The sequence below is a fragment of the Kitasatospora cathayae genome, assembly GCF_027627435.1.
Classification (GTDB): domain Bacteria; phylum Actinomycetota; class Actinomycetes; order Streptomycetales; family Streptomycetaceae; genus Kitasatospora; species Kitasatospora cathayae.
This window is the reverse complement of sequence record NZ_CP115450.1, coordinates 6287424-6304925: the sequence shown is the minus strand read 5'-3', so window position 1 is coordinate 6304925 and position 17502 is coordinate 6287424. Positions and strand designations below refer to the sequence as shown.

20 protein-coding genes are annotated in these 17502 nt (G+C 72.3%); 4 read left to right on the top strand and 16 right to left on the bottom strand.

From position 1 onward, the window contains the following. Positions 1-123: 123 nt before the first annotated feature. From O1G21_RS28210 to hisI, 6 genes are all read right to left on the bottom strand, one after another. Positions 124-564: a DUF2752 domain-containing protein gene (locus tag O1G21_RS28210; protein ID WP_333493501.1), complete on the bottom strand. Its 441-nt coding sequence runs from the start codon at positions 562-564 to the stop codon at positions 124-126. Positions 565-719: 155 nt separating this feature from the next. Next, the gene (locus O1G21_RS28205; RefSeq protein WP_270147610.1) at positions 720-995 is read right to left on the bottom strand and encodes an HGxxPAAW family protein; all 276 of its coding nucleotides are present in this window, start codon (positions 993-995) and stop codon (positions 720-722) included. Positions 996-1177: 182 nt separating this feature from the next. After that, a complete protein-coding gene (locus tag O1G21_RS28200) occupies positions 1178-1771 on the bottom strand; it encodes a TIGR02234 family membrane protein (protein ID WP_270147608.1) in 594 nt (197 codons plus the stop codon). Positions 1772-1797: 26 nt separating this feature from the next. Further along, entirely contained in the window at positions 1798-2271 is a 474-nt protein-coding gene (locus tag O1G21_RS28195; RefSeq protein ID WP_270147606.1) for a Uma2 family endonuclease, read from the bottom strand. Positions 2272-2291: 20 nt separating this feature from the next. After that, positions 2292-3812, bottom strand: coding sequence for an anthranilate synthase component I (locus O1G21_RS28190; RefSeq protein ID WP_270147604.1), 1521 nt, complete (start codon positions 3810-3812; stop codon positions 2292-2294). Between the two features lie 49 nt (positions 3813-3861). Beyond that, positions 3862-4233 (bottom strand): phosphoribosyl-AMP cyclohydrolase, encoded by a 372-nt coding sequence (gene hisI / locus O1G21_RS28185; RefSeq protein ID WP_270147601.1) that lies wholly within the window; start codon positions 4231-4233, stop codon positions 3862-3864. Positions 4234-4326: 93 nt separating this feature from the next. Between hisI and O1G21_RS28180 the strand changes: the two genes are divergently transcribed. After that, positions 4327-4908: a hypothetical protein gene (locus O1G21_RS28180; RefSeq protein ID WP_270147600.1), complete on the top strand. Its 582-nt coding sequence runs from the start codon at positions 4327-4329 to the stop codon at positions 4906-4908. A gap of 223 nt (positions 4909-5131) precedes the next feature. After that, the gene (locus O1G21_RS28175; RefSeq protein WP_270147599.1) at positions 5132-5776 is read left to right on the top strand and encodes a TIGR03085 family metal-binding protein; all 645 of its coding nucleotides are present in this window, start codon (positions 5132-5134) and stop codon (positions 5774-5776) included. Between the two features lie 104 nt (positions 5777-5880). Here the strand turns inward: O1G21_RS28175 and aspS are convergent, their stop codons facing one another. After that, positions 5881-7191, bottom strand: a complete 1311-nt coding sequence (gene aspS, locus O1G21_RS28170; protein ID WP_270147597.1) for an aspartate--tRNA(Asn) ligase — start codon at positions 7189-7191, stop codon at positions 5881-5883. A 495-nt stretch (positions 7192-7686) separates the two neighbouring features. Here aspS and O1G21_RS28165 point away from each other — a divergent pair, with 495 nt between their 5' ends. Then, entirely contained in the window at positions 7687-8466 is a 780-nt protein-coding gene (locus O1G21_RS28165; protein ID WP_270147595.1) for a VOC family protein, read from the top strand. Between the two features lie 74 nt (positions 8467-8540). Here the strand turns inward: O1G21_RS28165 and hisF are convergent, their stop codons facing one another. The 8 genes from hisF to hisD are packed head-to-tail and all read right to left on the bottom strand — an operon-like array spanning position 8541 to position 14331. Beyond that, complete coding sequence (hisF, locus tag O1G21_RS28160; RefSeq protein WP_270147594.1) at positions 8541-9311, bottom strand: imidazole glycerol phosphate synthase subunit HisF; 771 nt, start codon at positions 9309-9311, stop codon at positions 8541-8543. Next, positions 9308-9748 (bottom strand): RidA family protein, encoded by a 441-nt coding sequence (locus O1G21_RS28155; protein ID WP_270147593.1) that lies wholly within the window; start codon positions 9746-9748, stop codon positions 9308-9310. The genes hisF and O1G21_RS28155 overlap by 4 nt, the downstream gene beginning before the upstream one ends. Next, positions 9745-10470 (bottom strand): bifunctional 1-(5-phosphoribosyl)-5-((5-phosphoribosylamino)methylideneamino)imidazole-4-carboxamide isomerase/phosphoribosylanthranilate isomerase PriA, encoded by a 726-nt coding sequence (priA, locus tag O1G21_RS28150; RefSeq protein ID WP_270147592.1) that lies wholly within the window; start codon positions 10468-10470, stop codon positions 9745-9747. Before priA ends, O1G21_RS28155 begins: the two co-directional genes overlap by 4 nt. Positions 10471-10492: 22 nt before the next feature. Beyond that, positions 10493-11128, bottom strand: coding sequence for an imidazole glycerol phosphate synthase subunit HisH (gene hisH, locus O1G21_RS28145; protein WP_270147591.1), 636 nt, complete (start codon positions 11126-11128; stop codon positions 10493-10495). 37 nt (positions 11129-11165) lie between these two features. Next, on the bottom strand, positions 11166-11318 hold the full coding sequence (locus tag O1G21_RS28140) for a hypothetical protein (RefSeq protein WP_270147590.1): 153 nt from the start codon (positions 11316-11318) through the stop codon (positions 11166-11168). Continuing rightward, positions 11315-11908: an imidazoleglycerol-phosphate dehydratase HisB gene (hisB, locus tag O1G21_RS28135; protein ID WP_270147588.1), complete on the bottom strand. Its 594-nt coding sequence runs from the start codon at positions 11906-11908 to the stop codon at positions 11315-11317. Before hisB ends, O1G21_RS28140 begins: the two co-directional genes overlap by 4 nt. Positions 11909-11914: 6 nt before the next feature. Next, positions 11915-13027 (bottom strand): histidinol-phosphate transaminase, encoded by a 1113-nt coding sequence (locus O1G21_RS28130; protein ID WP_270147586.1) that lies wholly within the window; start codon positions 13025-13027, stop codon positions 11915-11917. Beyond that, positions 13024-14331 (bottom strand): histidinol dehydrogenase, encoded by a 1308-nt coding sequence (hisD, locus tag O1G21_RS28125; protein WP_270147585.1) that lies wholly within the window; start codon positions 14329-14331, stop codon positions 13024-13026. Before hisD ends, O1G21_RS28130 begins: the two co-directional genes overlap by 4 nt. Before the next feature lie 91 nt (positions 14332-14422). Between hisD and O1G21_RS28120 the strand changes: the two genes are divergently transcribed. Continuing rightward, on the top strand, positions 14423-16000 hold the full coding sequence (locus O1G21_RS28120) for an oxidoreductase (RefSeq protein WP_270147583.1): 1578 nt from the start codon (positions 14423-14425) through the stop codon (positions 15998-16000). A gap of 594 nt (positions 16001-16594) precedes the next feature. Here O1G21_RS28120 and O1G21_RS28115 read toward each other — a convergent pair. Beyond that, entirely contained in the window at positions 16595-17404 is an 810-nt protein-coding gene (locus O1G21_RS28115) for a protein kinase domain-containing protein (RefSeq protein WP_270147582.1), read from the bottom strand. Between the last annotated feature and the right edge of the window lie 98 nt (positions 17405-17502).

The window sequence follows — 17502 nt, the reverse complement described above, 5'->3', positions numbered from 1 at the left end:
AGCACGCGTCTCGCGGAACGGACGCTCCGTCCGACGGCTCCCAACTGCGGCTTCACCGGCTCTCCACCGGCGGTGTGCCGCGCTCCGGCGGGGCTGGGAGCCCGCGGCCGGGCTCGGGGCCGCTCAGACCACCGGCGGTGCCAGCCCCGCCCCCACGGGCAGGTTGCGGACCACCGCGAACACCAGCACCAGCAGGCCGATCAGCGCCCAGCGCCGGGCCCCGACCGAGATCCGCACCGGCGGTCCGAGGGTCAGCGCGGCCCAGGCCCAGCGCAGCCAGAGCACCGCCAGGACGCCGAACAGCAGGACGGCCACCGCGTTGTCGTGCAGCGCGCCGGTGAGGTCCCCGTGGGCCAGCGCGTGGACGCAGCGCAGGCCCCCGCAGCCGGGGCACCACCAGCCGGTGGCGGTCAGGAAGGGGCAGTCGGGGTAGTGCCCGGGGGCGTTGGGGTCCACCGCCGCGACGTATCCGGCGGGGACGGCCACCGCCGCCAGCGCGGCCAGCGGCGGGCCCATCCGGCGCAGTACGGGCGGTGGGGCGGAGGCGGTGGGGGCGGCGTTCACGCCCCGATTGTGCCCGCGGGCGGGCCCGGATACGACGAAACGGCGGGCGTGGCGCGCCCGCCGTTCGGTTGTACGAATCCCCGGTCGGTTCCTCGGTCGGTTCCGCAGTCGACTCCTCGGTCGAGCGGGGTCCGTACCAGGGGTGTCCGTCGTCGTCAGGCGGCGACGGTCGCGCGGGCCTCGAGGGCCGCCTTGCGCGCCGCGGTCTGCTCCTCGACCGACTTGTAGACGTTGGTGCTGGCCTGCCTGCCCATGCCCGCCATCGACATCGCCTTGCCGACGATGCCGCCCACGACGACGACCGCCAGACCGGCGATGACCAGCAGCGGCGACGGCAGGATCATCGCGACGCCTGCGATGCCGAAGCCGACGAAGGAGATGACGACGCCGGTCCAGGCGGCGGTGGTGTGGCCGTGTGCTGCTGCTGCCATCGATGGTGCTCCTAGGCTCTCGGGGCCCGGCCGGGCCTGCGGGGCCGCCGGCGGGTTGACGGGGTCCATTGTGCCGGGCCACACACGGGCGACCCAAAGCGGGTGGCCCGTCTATCGCGTCACACCCGGTGGTCGGCCGTGCGGTCTCATACGGCGGTCGGGTCCTCGCCGCGGTCGGGTCCTCAGACGGCGGTCGGGTCCTCGCCGCGGTCCAGGGCCTTCCACAGGTCACCAGGCGTGTCGGCCTTCGCCGGCGCCTTGCGGGTGGGCGCCTCGTAGCGGCTGCCCATGGCCGGCCAGCCGCGGCCGTAGCGCAGGGTGATCAGCCCGGCCAGGGCCAGCAGCAGCCCGCCCACCAGCGCGACCCAGGGCCAGCCGGTGTGCGAGACCTCGGTGGCGGTCGAGCCGGCCAGCGCCAGCTTGCCCGAGGCGGCGGAGTCCAGCGCGACGGTGTCCGAGGCGCCGGCCACCGAGGCGGCGGCCGCGCCCAGTCCGGCCAGCAGGGTCAGCGTGCCGACCGCGAGCCGGCCGACGCCGCGCACCGCGAACACCGCGACGGCCGCGGCCAGGCCCATCAGGGCCAGCCCGCCGGGCAGTTCGGAGATCTTGCCGCCGGTCACGGACACGTCCAGGGTGCCGGCCCGGCCCTCGGCCCAGACCCGCCCGGCCGCGGTCAGCACCAGCACGGCGCTCAGCACGGTCAGCAGCAGCATCACGCCGAGGGTGCGGCGGCCGGCCGCGGGCGTGGGGACGGGGGTCTGGTCTGCGTCGGTCACCCGTCCACTATCCCCCGGGCCGTGCCCTACGCCGTACCCGGGGTGGGCCTCTCGGTCGGAAACCCGCCGGTCTGCAGCACCAGGGTCCGATCGCCGAGCGGCAGGAAGAGGTCGTTGCCGAACGGCACCCGCTCCGCTTCGCGGTAGCCGCCGCCCGAGTCCGGCGCGGTGTGCACGGTGCAGACCTCGGCCGCCGGGTCGACCACCACGTACAGCGGTACGCCGCTCTCCGCGCAGGCCCGCACCCACGCGTGGTCCCGGCCGGGGTGCGCCACCTCCAGCACCATCTCGACCTCGGCCGCCTCGTACCGGCCGCGGGCGTTGTGCACCGCGTCCGGGGCGACCACCGCCAGGTCCGGGGCGAGCGGGCCGTGCGCGGCCGGGAAGTCGATCAGGACCTGCGACAGCACCCGCCTCCGGCCCCCGAGTTCGTCCCCGATCTGCACGGCAGCGTCGAACACGACCCCCCAGCGCAGCTCGTCGTACGGCACCTCGGGCATCCCGGCCGCCTCCTCACGCCTCAGGACAGTTCCGGCCTCCGCAGCGTATTGGCGGTGGCGACGGCTCGCAGCACGGCGGCCGCCTTGTTGCGGCACTCGGTGTCCTCGCCGTGCGGGTCCGAGTCGGCGACCACGCCCGCGCCCGCCTGCACGTACGCGGTGCCGTCGCGCAGCACCGCGGTGCGGATCGCGATCGCGGTGTCCGAGTCCCCGGCGAAGTCCAGGTAGCCGACACAGCCGCCGTACAGGCCGCGCCGGGTGGGTTCCAGCTCCTCGATGATCCGCATCGCCCGGGGCTTGGGGGCGCCGGAGAGGGTGCCGGCCGGGAAGCAGGCGGTCAGCACGTCGAAGGCGCTCCGCCCCGGGGCGACCTTGCCGGTCACCGTCGAGACGATGTGCATCACGTGGCTGTAGCGCTCGATCTGCATGAAGTCGACCACCTCGACGCTGCCCGGCTCGCACACCCGGCCCAGGTCGTTGCGGCCGAGGTCGACCAGCATCAGGTGCTCGGCCCGCTCCTTGGGGTCGGCGAGCAGTTCGGCGGCCAGCACGGCGTCCTCGTGCGGGGTGGCGCCGCGGTGCCGGGTGCCGGCGATCGGGTGCAGCATCGCCTCCCCGTCGGCGACCTTGACCAGCGCCTCCGGGCTGGAGCCGACCACGTCGAAGCCGCCCTCGGCGCCGCCGTCCGGCCCGGGGAAGCGGAACAGGTACATGTACGGGCTGGGGTTGGTGGTGCGCAGCACCCGGTAGACGTCCAGCGCGGAGGCCGGGCAGGGCGCCTCGAAGCGCTGCGAGGGCACCACCTGGAAGGCCTCGCCGGCCCGGATCCGCTCCTTGATCTCCTCCACCGCGGCCCGGTACGGCTCCCCGCCGAACGGCGAGTGCACCTCGCCGGGGCCGGCCGGGGTGAAGGTCGCCAGCCCCGGGTCGACCGGCTTGAGCAGGCCCGCCTCCATGGCGTCCAGGCGGGCCACCGCGTCCGCGTACGCCTCGTCCACGCCACTGGCCAGGTCGTTGTGGTTGACGGCGTTGGCGATCAGCAGCACCGTGCCGTCCAGGTGGTCGAGCACGGCGAGGTCGGTGGCGAGCAGCATGGTCAGCTCGGGCAGCCGGAGGTCGTCCGGGTTGAGGTCGGGCAGCTTCTCCAGCCGGCGGACGACGTCGTACCCGAGGTAGCCGACCAGGCCGCCGGTCAGCGGGGGCAGGCCGTCGTCGGGGCGGCGCGGGGTGTGCAGGGCCGCCAGGGCGGCGCGCAGCACCTCCAGCGGGTCGCCGCCGGTGGGGATGCCGACCGGCGGGCTGCCGAGCCAGCGGGCGCCGCCGTCCGGGCCGGTGGTCAGCGCGGCGGCGCTGCGCACGCCCACGAAGGAGTAGCGCGACCAGGTGCCCTGCTCGGCGGACTCCAGCAGGAAGGTGCCGGGCCGCTCCTCGGCGAGGCTGCGGTAGAGGCCGATCGGGGTGAGGCCGTCCGCGAGGAGCCTGCGGGTGACGGGGATGACCCGGGTGTCGACGGCGAGCTTGCGGAAGGCTTCGAGATCCATGCGGGGCGGCACCTTCTGGAGTCGGATGGCGGGAATCAGACGCTGGGGATCAGGCGGTCGGGAGCACGTCGGCGTCGAAGCAGGTGCGGTCGCCGGTGTGGCAGGCCGCGCCCGTCTGGTCGACCTTGACCAGCAGGGTGTCGCCGTCGCAGTCGAGGGCCACCGACTTGACCGCCTGCACGTGACCGGAGGTGTCGCCCTTCACCCAGTACTCGCGGCGGCTGCGGCTCCAGTACGTGCAGCGGCCGGTGGTGAGCGTGCGGTGCAGCGCCTCGTCGTCCATCCAGCCCAGCATCAGCACCTCGCCGGTGTCGTACTGCTGCGCGATGGCCGGGAGCAGGCCGTCCTCGGTGCGCTTGAGGCGGGCGGCGATCGCCGGGTCGAGGGCGGTGGTGCCGGGGGCGGCGGGTGTGGTGGACATGGGGCCATTGTGTCAGCCCGGCCGCGGCGTCCGAACGGGGTCAGTTCCGCCAACCACCTGCCGGGCCGGGCCCCGCTGGGCCATCCTCAGCCCATGACCTCCGAGCAGCAGCCGCCCGAAGCCGCCGCCTCCCGTCCGCCCCGGGGCCTGGTGATCACCGTCGTCGCCGTCCTGGCCGTGCTGCTCGCGGTGGTGGCCACCGTGCTGCTCTGGCCCGAGGACACCCCCAAGCCCGCCGCGGCCCCGCCCCCGCCCTCCCCTTCCTCCTCCTCCGCGACCCCGCCCCCCACGCCGACGCCCACCCCCACCAAGCCCCAACCCCCGTACGCCTACTTCCCGGTGGGCACCTGCTTCGACCACCCTCAGCTCAGCCCGGTGATCACCAAGGCCGAGGAGCGCCCCTGCACCACCCCCCACGACGGCGAAGTCATCGCGAACCTCAAACTCCCCGACAACCTCACCGGTGAAATCCCCATCGCCCTCGCCATGCGCGACGGCTGCAAGGACCCCGAAGCCACCGCCAAGGCCCACCAGCCCGACGGAAAGTCCTACTACCCCCGCCAGTTCGGCCCCGCCCTCACCAACTACCAACAGGGCTGGCGCGACTACACCTGCACCCTCACCGCCGGCCCCAAACCGGGCAGCCCCAAACTCACGAGGCAGCTGCACCAGTAGCCTCGACGCCGCAATCATTGACAAGAACAAGAGAATGAAATTCGGCGTGCCCATCGATGTATCGATGGGCACGCCGAAGAAGACCCCGAGCAGCACCCTGACCTCACCCTTTCCCGTCCAACACGGATGAGGCTGAGGAGGAGCCTGCTCGTGTCGCCCCTCGCCGGGCTGAGCCGCGTCGGCCAGGTCATCAATTGATGGCCGCCCCCATAGGCTTGAGGCCATGTCGAACCACGCCCTCGCCGAACGCCACCGCCTCGCCCAACTCCTCACCGCCGCGGGGCCGGACGCCCCCACCCTGTGTGCCGGGTGGACCACCCGGGACCTCGCCGCCCACCTGGTGATCCGCGAGCGCCGCCCCGACGCGGCGCCCGGCATCCGGGTCGGCGCCCTGGCCGGCTGGACGAAGCGGGTACAGGACGACTACGCGTCACGCCCCTACGAGGAACTGGTCCGACTCTTCCGCGCCGGACCGCCCGTCTACTCCCTGTTCGCCCTCCCCGGCGCCGACGAAGCGGCCAACACCGTCGAGTACTTCGTCCACGCCGAAGACATCGCCCGCGCCGGCGACGACTGGACCGCCCGGCCCGTTCCGCCCGGCCGCGCCGAAGCCCTCTGGCGCCGACTCCCCCTTCTCGCCCGTCTCGAGGCCGGCCGCCGCTCCCCCGTCCGCCTCACCCTCTCCCGCCCCGACGGCCAGTCCATCACCGTCGGCCCCGCCGGCGCCCCCACCGTCCACCTCACCGGCGAACCCGCCGAACTCGTCCTCTTCACCTACGGCCGCGGCGCCCACACCACCCTCACCGTCGACGGCCCCCCGGACGCCGTCGAGGCCCTCCGCCACGCCCTGCCGCTGCCTGTGAAGTAGGGCTGTGCGCCGCCTTGGCAAGCCAAGGCGGCGCCACCATACTGGCCGACCACCTTCCCACGGCACGGCCCCCGCCCGGGCCGTGGGACGCCGCCGCAACCCGCCTACGGCGTGAGCCGGTTCGGGCCGCGGAAGAGGAAGGTGGCCTCGCGGATCGAGGGCAGGCCGAGGAGGACCATCAGCATCCGGCCGAGGCCCATGCCGAGGCCGCCGTGGGGTGGGCAGCCGTAGCGGAAGGCGTTGAGGTAGTCCCGGATCGGCTCCGGGCTGAGGCCCTTCTCGGCGGCCTGCCGCAGCAGGATGTCGTAGCGGTGTTCGCGCTGGGCGCCGGTGGTGACTTCCAGGCCGTTCCAGAGCAGGTCGAAGCTCAGGGTCAGGCCGGGGTCGTCGGCGGGTCGCATGTGGTAGAAGGGCCGGATGCCGACCGGGTAGTGGGTGATGAACACGAACTGGTGCCCGGTGGCTTCCCTGATGTGGGCCGAGACGGCGCGCTCGCCCTCCGGGTCCAGGTCCTCCTTGACGCCTTCCGGGTCCCAGCCGCCCTTGCGCAGGATCTCCTGTGCCTCGGCCATGGTGAGGCGGGGGAAGGGGGTCGTGGGCACGGTGACCTGGACGCCGAAGTGCTCGGCGATGCCCGCGCCGTGCCGGTCGGCGACCTTGGCGATGGCGTGGGCGAGCATCCGCTCCTCGAAGGCCATCACGTCCTCGACCCCGTCGATCCAGGCGAGCTCCACGTCGACGCCGGTGAACTCGGTGGCGTGCCGGGAGGTGAAGGAGGGCTCGGCGCGGAAGACCGGTCCGATCTCGAAGACCTTGTCGATGCCGGCCGCGATCGCCATCTGCTTGAAGAACTGCGGTGACTGCGCGAGGTAGGCGCTGCGGCCGAAGTAGCCGAGCTCGAAGACCTCCGCGCCGGACTCCGAGGCGGTGCCCATGAGTTTGGGGGTGTGCATCTCGGTGGCGCCCTGCGCGTACGCGTACTCGCGCAGGCCCTGTTCCAGGGTGGTCTGCACGGCGAACAGCAGTTGGGCGGCGGGGCGGCGACGCACGTCCAGGAAGCGCCAGTCGAGGCGCTGCTCCGGGCCCGTGTGGTCGTCGATCGGCAGCGGGGTGGCGGCCGGGTTCAGGACCTCGACCGCCTCGGGGACGATCTCCAGGCCGCCGAGCTTGACCTGCGCCGCCTCGACGACACGGCCGGTGATCCGTACGGCGGACTCGGGGGTGAGGGCTTCGAGCCGGGCCTCCAGGGGCCCGCCGTCACGCTTGTGGGTCACCTGTACCATTCCGCTTCCGTCCCGCACGATGACGAACTGCATCGCGCGCTGCAACCGGAGGGCGTTCACCCATCCGCGGACGGAGACGGTACGGCCGACGTGTTCTCGCAGGTCGGAGACGGGTACGCGGCTGTGGATCATTGCGGTCCTCCTTGAGGACGTCGTCATGATCCCTTGGGAGTGCGGGCGAGAAGGGCAACTCGCGGTACCACCGCACTTTCGCCGCCACACAAACGCAGTGGCGGCCTCGTTCGGGCCCGGTGACGGGGGCCGGCCGGCGGGGCATTGGACCACCGGGCGGTGGCCGTTCCTCCCCGCGCTCAGGAGGGTCTTCGCCTCGGGGCGCGAGGCCGCCTTCCCAGCTTCCGGCGGCTCTCTCTGCTCGCGTGATCCCTGGCTACTCGTCTCCGTCGACGCGTTGCCCAGCACCATACGGAACCGTGGCGCCGGCGGCAATCAAGAAACCGCAGGCGTCAAGAAACCGCAGGCATGAAGAACCGCAGGCATCAAGGAACCGGCGGCAATCAAGAAATGCGGATGTCAGTGCCCGGGTGCAGACTCTCAGGTGGCCGGGGAGGGGCGGGTAGCCGCCCGAGGGAGCTGCCCCGGTCACTCTCCGTCGAAGGGCACCACTTCATGCTCACCACCGACTTCCCGATCGGCTCGCCCTGCTGGATCGACCTGGGCAGCCCGAACATCCGGGCCACCGCCGACTTCTACGGCAAGGTCTTCGGCTGGACCTTCCAGGAGGTCCCCGACGCGGGCGGTTACGGCTTCCTGAAGCTGGGCGACAAGCGGGTTGCCGCGCTCGGCAGCCTCGACGCGGGCGCGCGGTCCGCCTGGACGACGTACTTCCGCACCGCCGACGCGGACGCCACCGCCAAGGCCGCCGAGCAGGCCGGGGCCACCGTCCGCGTCCCGCCGACGGACGTCATGCAGGAGGGCCGGTTCGCGGCGCTCACCGATCCGCAGGGGGCCGAGTTCGCGATCTGGCAGGCCGGGAACACGATCGGGCTGGACGCCGTCTCCGAGCCCAACACCCTGGTCTGGGCCGAGCTGCACACCTCCGACCAGGAGGGCGCCTTCACCTTCTACACCAGCCTGTTCAACTGGCGGGTGCAGAACTTCGAGCCGAGCCCGGGCATGAACTACCGGGTGGTCTCCACGGCCGACGGCGACCAGCAGCAGACGAGCTTCGGCGGCATCGCCCCGGCGACGGGCGGGGGCCAGCCCTCCGCCTGGACGCCGTACTTCGCCGCCGAGGACGTGGACGCCCTGGTCAGCAAGGCGTCGGCGGCCGGCGGCTCGGTGCTGATGCCGGCGGAGGACGTGGAGAACGTCGGCCGGATCGCCTGGCTGGCGGACCCGAACGGCGCCCCCTTCGCCCTGATCAAGGGCGAGCCGCAGGAGTCCTGAGCAAAGCCGCAGGCGTCCTGAGCAGAAAACCGGGCCCGCTGCGCGAGCAGCGGGCCCTCAAGCACCCTGAAAGATCACCGGACCGGGTGCCCGGCCTCCCGCAGCGCGTTCTTGACCTCGCCGATCCGCAGGTCCCCGAAGTGGAAGACGCTGGCCGCGAGCACCGCGTCCGCCCCCGCCTCGACGGCCGGGGCGAAGTCGCCGAGCTTGCCGGCCCCGCCGGAGGCGATCACCGGCACCGAGACGGCCTTGCGGACGGCGCGGATCATCTCCAGGTCGTAGCCGTCCTTGGTGCCGTCCGCGTCCATCGAGTTGAGCAGGATCTCGCCCGCCCCCAACTCGGCGGCGCGGCCCGCCCATTCGACGGCGTCCAGACCGGTGCCCTGGCGCCCGCCGTGGGTGGTGACCTCGTAGCCCGAAGCGGTCTCGGTCCCGGGAGGGCAGCGCCGGGCGTCGACCGACAGCACCAGCACCTGCCGTCCGAACCGCTGGGCGATCTCGCGGATCAGCTCGGGCCGGGCGATGGCCGCGGTGTTGACGCCGACCTTGTCGGCGCCGGCCCGCAGCAGCTTGTCGACGTCCTCGACGGCCCGGATGCCGCCACCGACGGTGAGCGGGATGAACACCTGCTCGGCGGTGCGGCGGACCACGTCGTAGGTGGTCTCGCGGTCGCCGGAGGAGGCCGTGATGTCGAGGAAGGTCAGCTCGTCGGCGCCCTCGGCGTCGTAGAGCTTGGCCATCTCGACCGGGTCGCCGGCGTCGCGCAGGTTCTGGAAGTTGACGCCCTTGACCACCCGCCCGGCGTCGACGTCCAGGCAGGGGATGACACGTACTGCAAGGGTCACGGCTGATTGCCTTCCGGGGCTTCCAGGGTCTTTGCCAGCCCGGTGCGGTACGCGTCGATCTCGACCTCGACCATCATCCGGGAGTCGATCAGCCCGTCGACCACCACCATGGTGGCCACCGGGCGTGCGACGACGAAGAGTTCGCGGTGGGCGCGGCCCACCTCCTCGGCGTCGCGGACGTGGGTGATGTACATCCGGGTGCGGACCACGTCGTCCGCGGTCAGACCGTACGCGGCCAGGGCCCGGAGCCCGACGCCGAACGCGGCGAGGGTCTGCCGGTACGGGTCGCCCTCGTGCTCGATCCGGCCGTCCACCCAGGCGGTGGAGCCGGCGACGTGCACGTGGTCGCCCGCGGCGACCGCCCGGGAGTAGCCGAACTCCTCCTCCCAGGGGGAGAAGCCGGTGATCCGCCCGCGTACGATCCGACCATCGGTCATCCGGAAACCGCCTCCAGGGCCTCTTCGAGGGTGAACTTCTGCTCGTAGAGTGCCTTGCCCACGATGGCGCCCTCGACACCCTCACCGACGAGGGTGGCGATGGCGCGCAGGTCGTCCAGCGAGGAGACGCCGCCGGAGGCGACGACCGGGCGGTCGGTGGCGCCGCAGACGTCGCGCAGCAGCTGCAGGTTGGGGCCGGTCAGGGTGCCGTCGCGGTTGACGTCGGTGACGACGTAGCGGGCGCAGCCCTCCTGGTTGAGGCGCTCCAGCACGTCGAAGAGCTGGCCGCCGTCGCGGGTCCAGCCGCGGCCGCGCAGGGTGGTGCCGACCACGTCCAGGCCGACGGCGATCTTGTCGCCGTGCTCGGCGATGGCCTTGGCGACCCACTCGGGGGCCTCCAGGGCGGCGGTGCCGAGGTTGACCCGGGTGCAGCCGGTGGCGAGCGCGCGGGCGAGCGACTCGTCGTCGCGGATGCCGCCGGACAGCTCGACCTTGATGTCCAGCCGGCCGGTGACCTCGCGCAGCAGCTCGTAGTTGGAGCCGGTGCCGAAGGCGGCGTCCAGGTCGACCAGGTGCAGCCACTCGGCGCCGGCGTCCTGCCAGGCGAGGGCGGCGGCCAGCGGCTCGCCGAAGGAGGTCTCGGTGCCGGACGCGCCCTTGACCAGGCGCACGGCCTGGCCGTCCCGGACGTCGACGGCGGGGAGCAGTTCGAGGCGGGTCATGATGTACGCAACTCTCAGATCGTCAGAGGGTGTTGACCCAGTTGGTCAGCAGGGCGGCGCCGGCGTCGCCGGACTTCTCGGGGTGGAACTGGGTGGCCCACAGCGGGCCGTTCTCGACGGCGGCGACGAACGGCTGCCCGTGGGTGGCCCAGGTGACCAGCGGCGGGTTGATCCGCGCGCTGTGGGTCTCCAGCTCCCAGTGCCGCACCCCGTAGGAGTGCACGAAGTAGAAGCGGGTCTCCGGGTCCAGGCCGGCGAACATCCGGCTGCCCTCGGGCACGTCCACGGTGTTCCAGCCCATGTGCGGGACGACCGGGGCGTCCAGCGGCTCGACGGTGCCGGGCCACTCGTCGCAGCCGGCCGTCTCCACGCCGTGCTCGACGCCCTTCTCGAAGAGGATCTGCATGCCGACGCAGATGCCCATGACCGGGCGGCCCCCGGCGAGCCGGCGGCCGATGATCCAGTCCCCGCGGACCGACTTCAGCCCGCGCATGCACGCCTCGAAGGCGCCCACGCCGGGGACGAGCAGGCCGTCCGCGGCCATCGCGGTGTCGTAGTCGGCGCTGACCGTGACGTTCGCCCCGGTCCGCTCCAGGGCGCGCTGCGCGGAGCGGAGGTTGCCGGAGCCGTAGTCGAGGACGACGACGTTCTTGCCCATGTTCAGGTGTCCAGTCTCTCTACAGGTCCGGGCGGGTCTACAGGCGCATGACGCCGGCGGCCAGGCACATCCCCGCGCCCATCCCCAGCACGAGCATGACGCTCTTCGGCAGCTTCTGCTTCCAGAACGAGATCACCCCGCCGAACAGGAAGAGTCCGACGAAGATCAGAGCCACAGCGGACTTGCTCACAGTGCACCCTTGGTCGAGGGGAGGATTCCGGCCGCGCGCGGGTCGCGTTCGGCGGCGTAGCGCAGCGCCCGGGCCAGCGCCTTGAACTGGCACTCCACGATGTGGTGCGCGTTGCGCCCGTACGGGACGTGCACGTGCAGCGCGATCTGGGCCTGGGCGACGAAGGACTCCAGGATGTGCCGGGTCATCGTGGTGTCGTAGCTGCCGATCATCGGCGCCATGCCCTCGGGCTCGGTGTGCACCAGGTAGGGCCGGCCGGAGAGGTCGACGGTGACCTGGGCGAGCGACTCGTCCAGCGGCACCGTGCAGTTGCCGAAGCGGTAGATGCCGACCTTGTCGCCGAGCGCCTGCTTGAAGGCGGCGCCGAGCGCGAGGGCGGTGTCCTCGATGGTGTGGTGGGTGTCGATGTGCAGGTCGCCGTCGGTCTTGACGGTGAGGTCGAACAGACCGTGGCGACCGAGCTGGTCGAGCATGTGGTCGTAGAACCCGACGCCCGTCGAGATGTCGGTCTTGCCGGTGCCGTCGAGGTCTATCTCGACCAGGACGGAGGTCTCCTTGGTGGTGCGCTCGACGCGTCCGATGCGGGACATACGGGGTTACAGCTCCTTGATCACGGTGCGGACGGCGTCCAGGAAGGCGTCGTTCTCGGCGGGCGTGCCGGCGGTGACGCGCAGCCACCCGGGGACGCCGTTGTCACGGACCAGGACACCCTGGTCGAGGATGGCCTGCCAGACGGCGTGGGTGTCGGCGAAGCGGCCGAACTGGACGAAGTTGGCGTCCGAGTCGGTCACCTCCAGGCCCATCGCGCGCAGCGCGTCCACCAGCCGGTCGCGCTCCTGCTTGAGCCGGCCGACGTACCCGAGCAGGGTGTCGGTGTGCTCCAGGCAGGCCAGCGCGGTGGCCTGGGTGACGGCCGACAGGTGGTACGGCAGGCGCACCAGCTGGACGGCGTCGACGACGGCCGGGTCGGCGGCCAGGTAGCCCAGGCGCAGGCCGGCGGCGCCGAAGGCCTTGGACATGGTGCGGCTGACCACCAGGTTCGGGCGGCCCTCGATCAGCGGCAGCAGGGAGGCGCGGTGCGAGAACTCGACGTACGCCTCGTCCACCACCACCAGGCTGGGCCGGGCGGCCTGCGCGGCCTCGTACAGCCGCAGCACGGTGTCGGTCGACACCGCCGTCCCGGTCGGGTTGTTCGGGGAGCAGATGAACACCACGTCGGGCCGGTGCTCGGCGATGGCGGCGAGCGCCGCGTCGACGTCGATGGTGAAGTCGTCATTGCGCGGGCCGGAGATCCAGGCGGTGCCGGTGCCCCGGGAGATCAGCGCGTGCATCGAGTACGAGGGCTCGAAGCCGAGGGCGCTGCGGCCGGGGCCGCCGAAAGTCTGCAGCAGCTGCTGGAGGACCTCGTTGGAGCCGTTGGCGGCCCACACCTGCTCGCGCGCGACCGGGAAGCCGGTGGTGCGGGTCAGGTAGGCGGCGAGGCCTTCGCGCAGCTCGACCGCGTCCCGGTCGGGGTAGCGGTTGAGGTTGCGGGCGGCCTCGGCGACGCGCTCGGCGATCCGGGCGACCAGCTCCTCGGGCAGCGGGTACGGGTTCTCGTTGGTGTTCAACTGGACGGGGACGTCCAACTGCGGTGCGCCGTACGGGGACTGGCCGCGCAGCTCGTCCCGGATGGGCAGGTCGTCGATACGAGTCGTACGAATGGTCACGAGCCGGGAACCGTCCAGTCGAAGCGAGCCTTGATCGCGTCCCCGTGCCCGGGGAGGTCTTCGGCGTCGGCCAGGGTGACCACGTGCGCGGCGACGTCGGCCAGCGCGTCCCGGTCGTACTCGACGACCTGGACGCCGCGCAGGAAGGTCTGCACCGACAGCCCGGAGGAGTGGCAGGCGCAGCCGCCGGTCGGCAGCACGTGGTTGGAGCCGGCCGCGTAGTCGCCCAGCGAGACCGGGGTCCAGCGACCGATGAAGATCGCGCCGGCGTTGACGACCCGGGCCGCCACCGCGTGCGGGTCGCGGGTCTGGATCTCCAGGTGCTCGGCCGCGTACGCGTTGACCACGGCGAGGCCCTGGGTCAGGTCGTCGACCAGGATGATGCCGGACTGCCGGCCGCCCAGCGCCTCGGCGACCCGCTCGCTGTGCTTGGTCCGCGCGACCTGCACGGCCAGCTCGGCCTCGACCGCGTCGGCCAGCTCCGGGGAGTCGGTGACCAGCACCGAGCCGGAGGTCGGGCCGTGCTCGGCCTGGCTGATCAGGTCGGCGGCGACGTCGCCGGGCAGCGCGCTGTCGTCGGCGAGGACGGCGATCTCGGTCGGGCCGGCCTCGGAGTCGATGCCGATCCGGCCGGCGAACAGCCGCTTGGCGGCGGCGACGTAGATGTTGCCGGGGCCGGTCACCATGTTGACCGGCGCGCACTCCTCGGTGCCGAGGGCGAACATCGCCACCGCCTGGGCGCCGCCGACGGAGTAGACCTCGTCGACGCCGAGCAGCGCGCAGGCCGCCAGGATGGTCGGGTGGACCCGGCCACCGAACTCCTTCTGCGGCGGGGAGGTGACCGCGATGCCCTGGACGCCCGCCTCCTGGGCCGGCACCACGTTCATCACCACGGAGGACGGGTAGACCGCCAGCCCACCCGGCACGTACAGGCCGACCCGCTCGACCGGCACCCAGCGCTGGGTGACCGTGCCGCCCGGCACCACCTGGGTGGTGTGCCCGGTGCGGCGCTGGTCGGCGTGCACGGCCCGGGCCCGGCGGATCGACTCCTCCAGTGCGGCCCGCACCCGCGGGTCCAGCGTCTCCAGGGCGGCGGTCAGCTGCTCGGCCGGGACGCGGGTGGATTCCAGCCGGACGCCGTCGAAGCGTTCGGTGATCTCGATCAGCGCCGCGACCCCGCGATGGCGTACGTCCTCGGCGATCGGCCGCACCTTCTCCAGGGCGGCCGCCACGTCGAACTCGGCACGGGGCAGCAGGTCACGCGGGTCGTCCAGCGAGCCGCGGAGGTCGATTCGAGAGATCACGCCACCCAGTGTAAGGAGTGGCCGGAACAGGTGGTCGCACATTTCAGTCCGTGATACGAAAGGCGAGACGACCGGGGGGACGGGGAAAATCATGGCGGAATCGGCTCCGGAAAGCTGGACGGACACCGAACGCGAGCTCTGGGAGGCCTTCCGCGAGGGCGAGGTCTTCGACCGTCGCTGTGGCCGGGACGACGTCGACGACCCGTTCGGGGACGCCATCTGGGGGCCCGGCCGGACAGTGAGCGCCGAGGTGCTCGCCCACCTGCTGCTGGCCGGCCCGCGGCCCACCGCCGGGCGTGTCGCCTCACTGCGGATGAGCGGCGTGTACGTCACCGGTGCGCTCAACCTGGCCGGCGGCCACATCGACCGGTACGTCGAACTGCGCGGCTGCCGCTTCGAGCACAAGATCCTCATCTCGGAGGCCTCGGCGACCACCCTGCGCATGGTCGACTGCCTGGTCCCCCGCCTGGAGGCCTCCCGACTCTCCACCACCGGCGACCTCCACCTGGCCCGCTGCCGGATCCCCGACGGCATCCGGCTCACCGACGCCAAGATCGGCACCGACCTGCTGCTCAACCTGGCCGTCATCGGCGGCGACCGCTACGGCCGCGCGGTGTCCGCCGACGGGATCACCGTCCACCAGGACTTCGAGGCCGAACGCCTGGAGACCCGGGGCGAGTTGAGCGTCCGCACGGCCCGGATAGGCGGCCGGTTCTCGCTCCGCGGCGCCCAGCTGCACGCCGACCCGCAGAACCGGGTCTGCCTGAACGCCGTCCGGCTCAACGTCGGCCATACCCTCTACCTGACCAGCTCCGCCGACGGCGGCTGGTTCGGCTCCCGCAGCTACTACGGCTCCGGCTACGGCCAGAGCCCCCCACCCGACGCCCCCAGCACCCCGTTCCGCGCCTTCGGCCAGGTGCGGCTCTCCGACGCCCGCTTCGAGGCCGCGTGCCTGATCTCCGGAGAATTCCACCTGGAGGGTGACGACGAGGTCTCACTGCGCCGCATCCACACCCCCGAGCTCCGCTTCACCTGCAAGATCCGGCCCACCGGTACCGTCTCCCTCTCCCGCGCCCGGGTCGGCAACCTGGTCGACACCCCGGAGGCCTGGCCGCTCGGCAAGCACCTGCGGCTGACCGGCTTCGTCTACGAGAACCTCCGCCCGGTCGGCCCGTTCACCATCCGGCAGCGGATCGCCTGGCTGGAGGGCTCCGCGGTGGAGTTCCAGCCGGAGTCCTACGAGCAGCTCGCCGCCGCCCTGCGCCGCGACGGCGCCGACGACGACGCCCGCGAGGTGCTGTACGCCAAGCAGCGCCGCCGCCAGGAGACCCTGCCGCTACCCGCCCGGATCTGGGGCCGGGTCCAGGACATCACCGTCGGTTACGGCTACCGCCCCGGCCGCGCCGGCCTGTGGCTGCTGCTCGCCTGGGCACTCGGCAGCATCTGGTTCGCCACCCACGAGCTGGACCCGCTCAAGGCCGACGAGAAGCCCCACTGGAACGCGGTGCTCTACACCCTCAACCAGCTGCTGCCGATCATCGACCTCAACCAGGGCGCCTGGAACCCCGGCGGGACCAGCCAGTGGATCTCCGCCGGCCTGGTCGTGGTCGGCTGGCTGCTCGCCTCCACCGTCGTCGCGGGCGCCACCCGCCTCCTCCAACGCGGCTGAGGAGATCCGGCCGCGGCTACCTGCGCCGCCTTCCAGACCGCCCGGATCAGCGCCCGTACCCCTCCTGCACCCCACCATCGTCGGGATAGCCCCCTGCCAACGCGGCGCCTCGCGCTGGCGCCCACGGCCACCCGAGGTCTCCCTGTTGGGGTGGGCTCGTGTCCGGGGACACGAACCCACCCCAACCACGCGCCACTTCGCCCTCATCGCCCCGTCGCCGCTTCGGCCAGATCGACTTCCTACGCAGAAGCAAAAAGGCCAGGGTTCAATTGCAGTGGACTGGCTGGTCATTCCGCCCCGCCGCGCAATCGCGGCGGGGCGGAATGTACACATAGCGCCTGCCAAGAAGCGATGAGAACTGGGCGGGCCCGCGCCCAAGGGCGCGGGCCCGCCCAAACACTGGGTCCCCCTCCCGCCCACCCTTTCCAAGAACCGCGAAGGCAACAGCGGCCCCGGCCAAGGTTGTTGGGATCAACCGGTTTCGCCGCCCCGCCGGACGTATCCGGCGGGGCGGCGAAGCGGGAACTAGCGGGGTCGTGATGAGGCGGGCCGAGCACCCTCGAACTGGAACGTCAACCCAGCGGTTGTCGCGGCCTACGCGTTCGCGGAGCGAAAGGATTGGGCCAGAACCGCAGCTGACGGCCGCCGCTCAGGGTCATGAGTGAGGGCAGCGAGCACAGCGTCTTCGAAATGCGGGAACGACCAGGGCCGGACAGCCGCGAGCTCTCGGGGGCGGCAGGCGGCAATGTCGGCGAGGAGCTCGGACCGGCCGCTGTCCGGGTCGCGGTAGTCGGTCGGCGGGGTGCGGGTCCAGGACCAGAACAGGGAGGCGGCCAGTGACCAGACGTCTGCCTCGGGGGTGGTGGTGATGTGGTCGGTAGTGTCGAGGATCAGGGTGGCGATCTCGGGGGCGGTGGTGTGGGCCAGGCCGCCGCGGTGGACGTAGAACGGTACGGCGACAGGGCCTTGGGCGCAGGCCAGGTCGATGATTCGTACGGCGTCGTGCTCGAAGACGACGTGGTCGGGTTGGAGGTCTCCGTGGGTCCAACCGGCGGCGTGGAGGTCGGCAAGTGCTTCGGCGGCCTCGGCTGCGGCCGTCAGGATCGAGCGTCGGATGGCGGGTGTGTCGTCGCCGCGGTGGGCGGGTTCCAGGGTGTCCCAGAGGCTTGTGCCGTCGATCCACCGCATGGTCAGCCAGGTGCCTTGGCCGTGGGTGCCGTGGGTGCCGTGGGCGATGTAGTGATCGGCGCGGAGGACGGCCAGGACTTCACCTTCGCGGCCAGCCATCAGGCCATCGGTGATCTTCAACGCGGTGTCGCCGACCTTGAAGAAGGTGGTGCCGCGTCGCTCGTGCAGGAGCTTCGGGTCGCCGTCCAGGCCGAGCTCGGTGATCAGGGGGTGCACAGAAGTCCTTCCGGGATGGCTTTCTTCGGCTGGTGTTCTGATGGTCAGCCTGCCGGAGTTCGAGGCCGGGGGCGAGTGGTGGGTGTGGCAGCTGACGG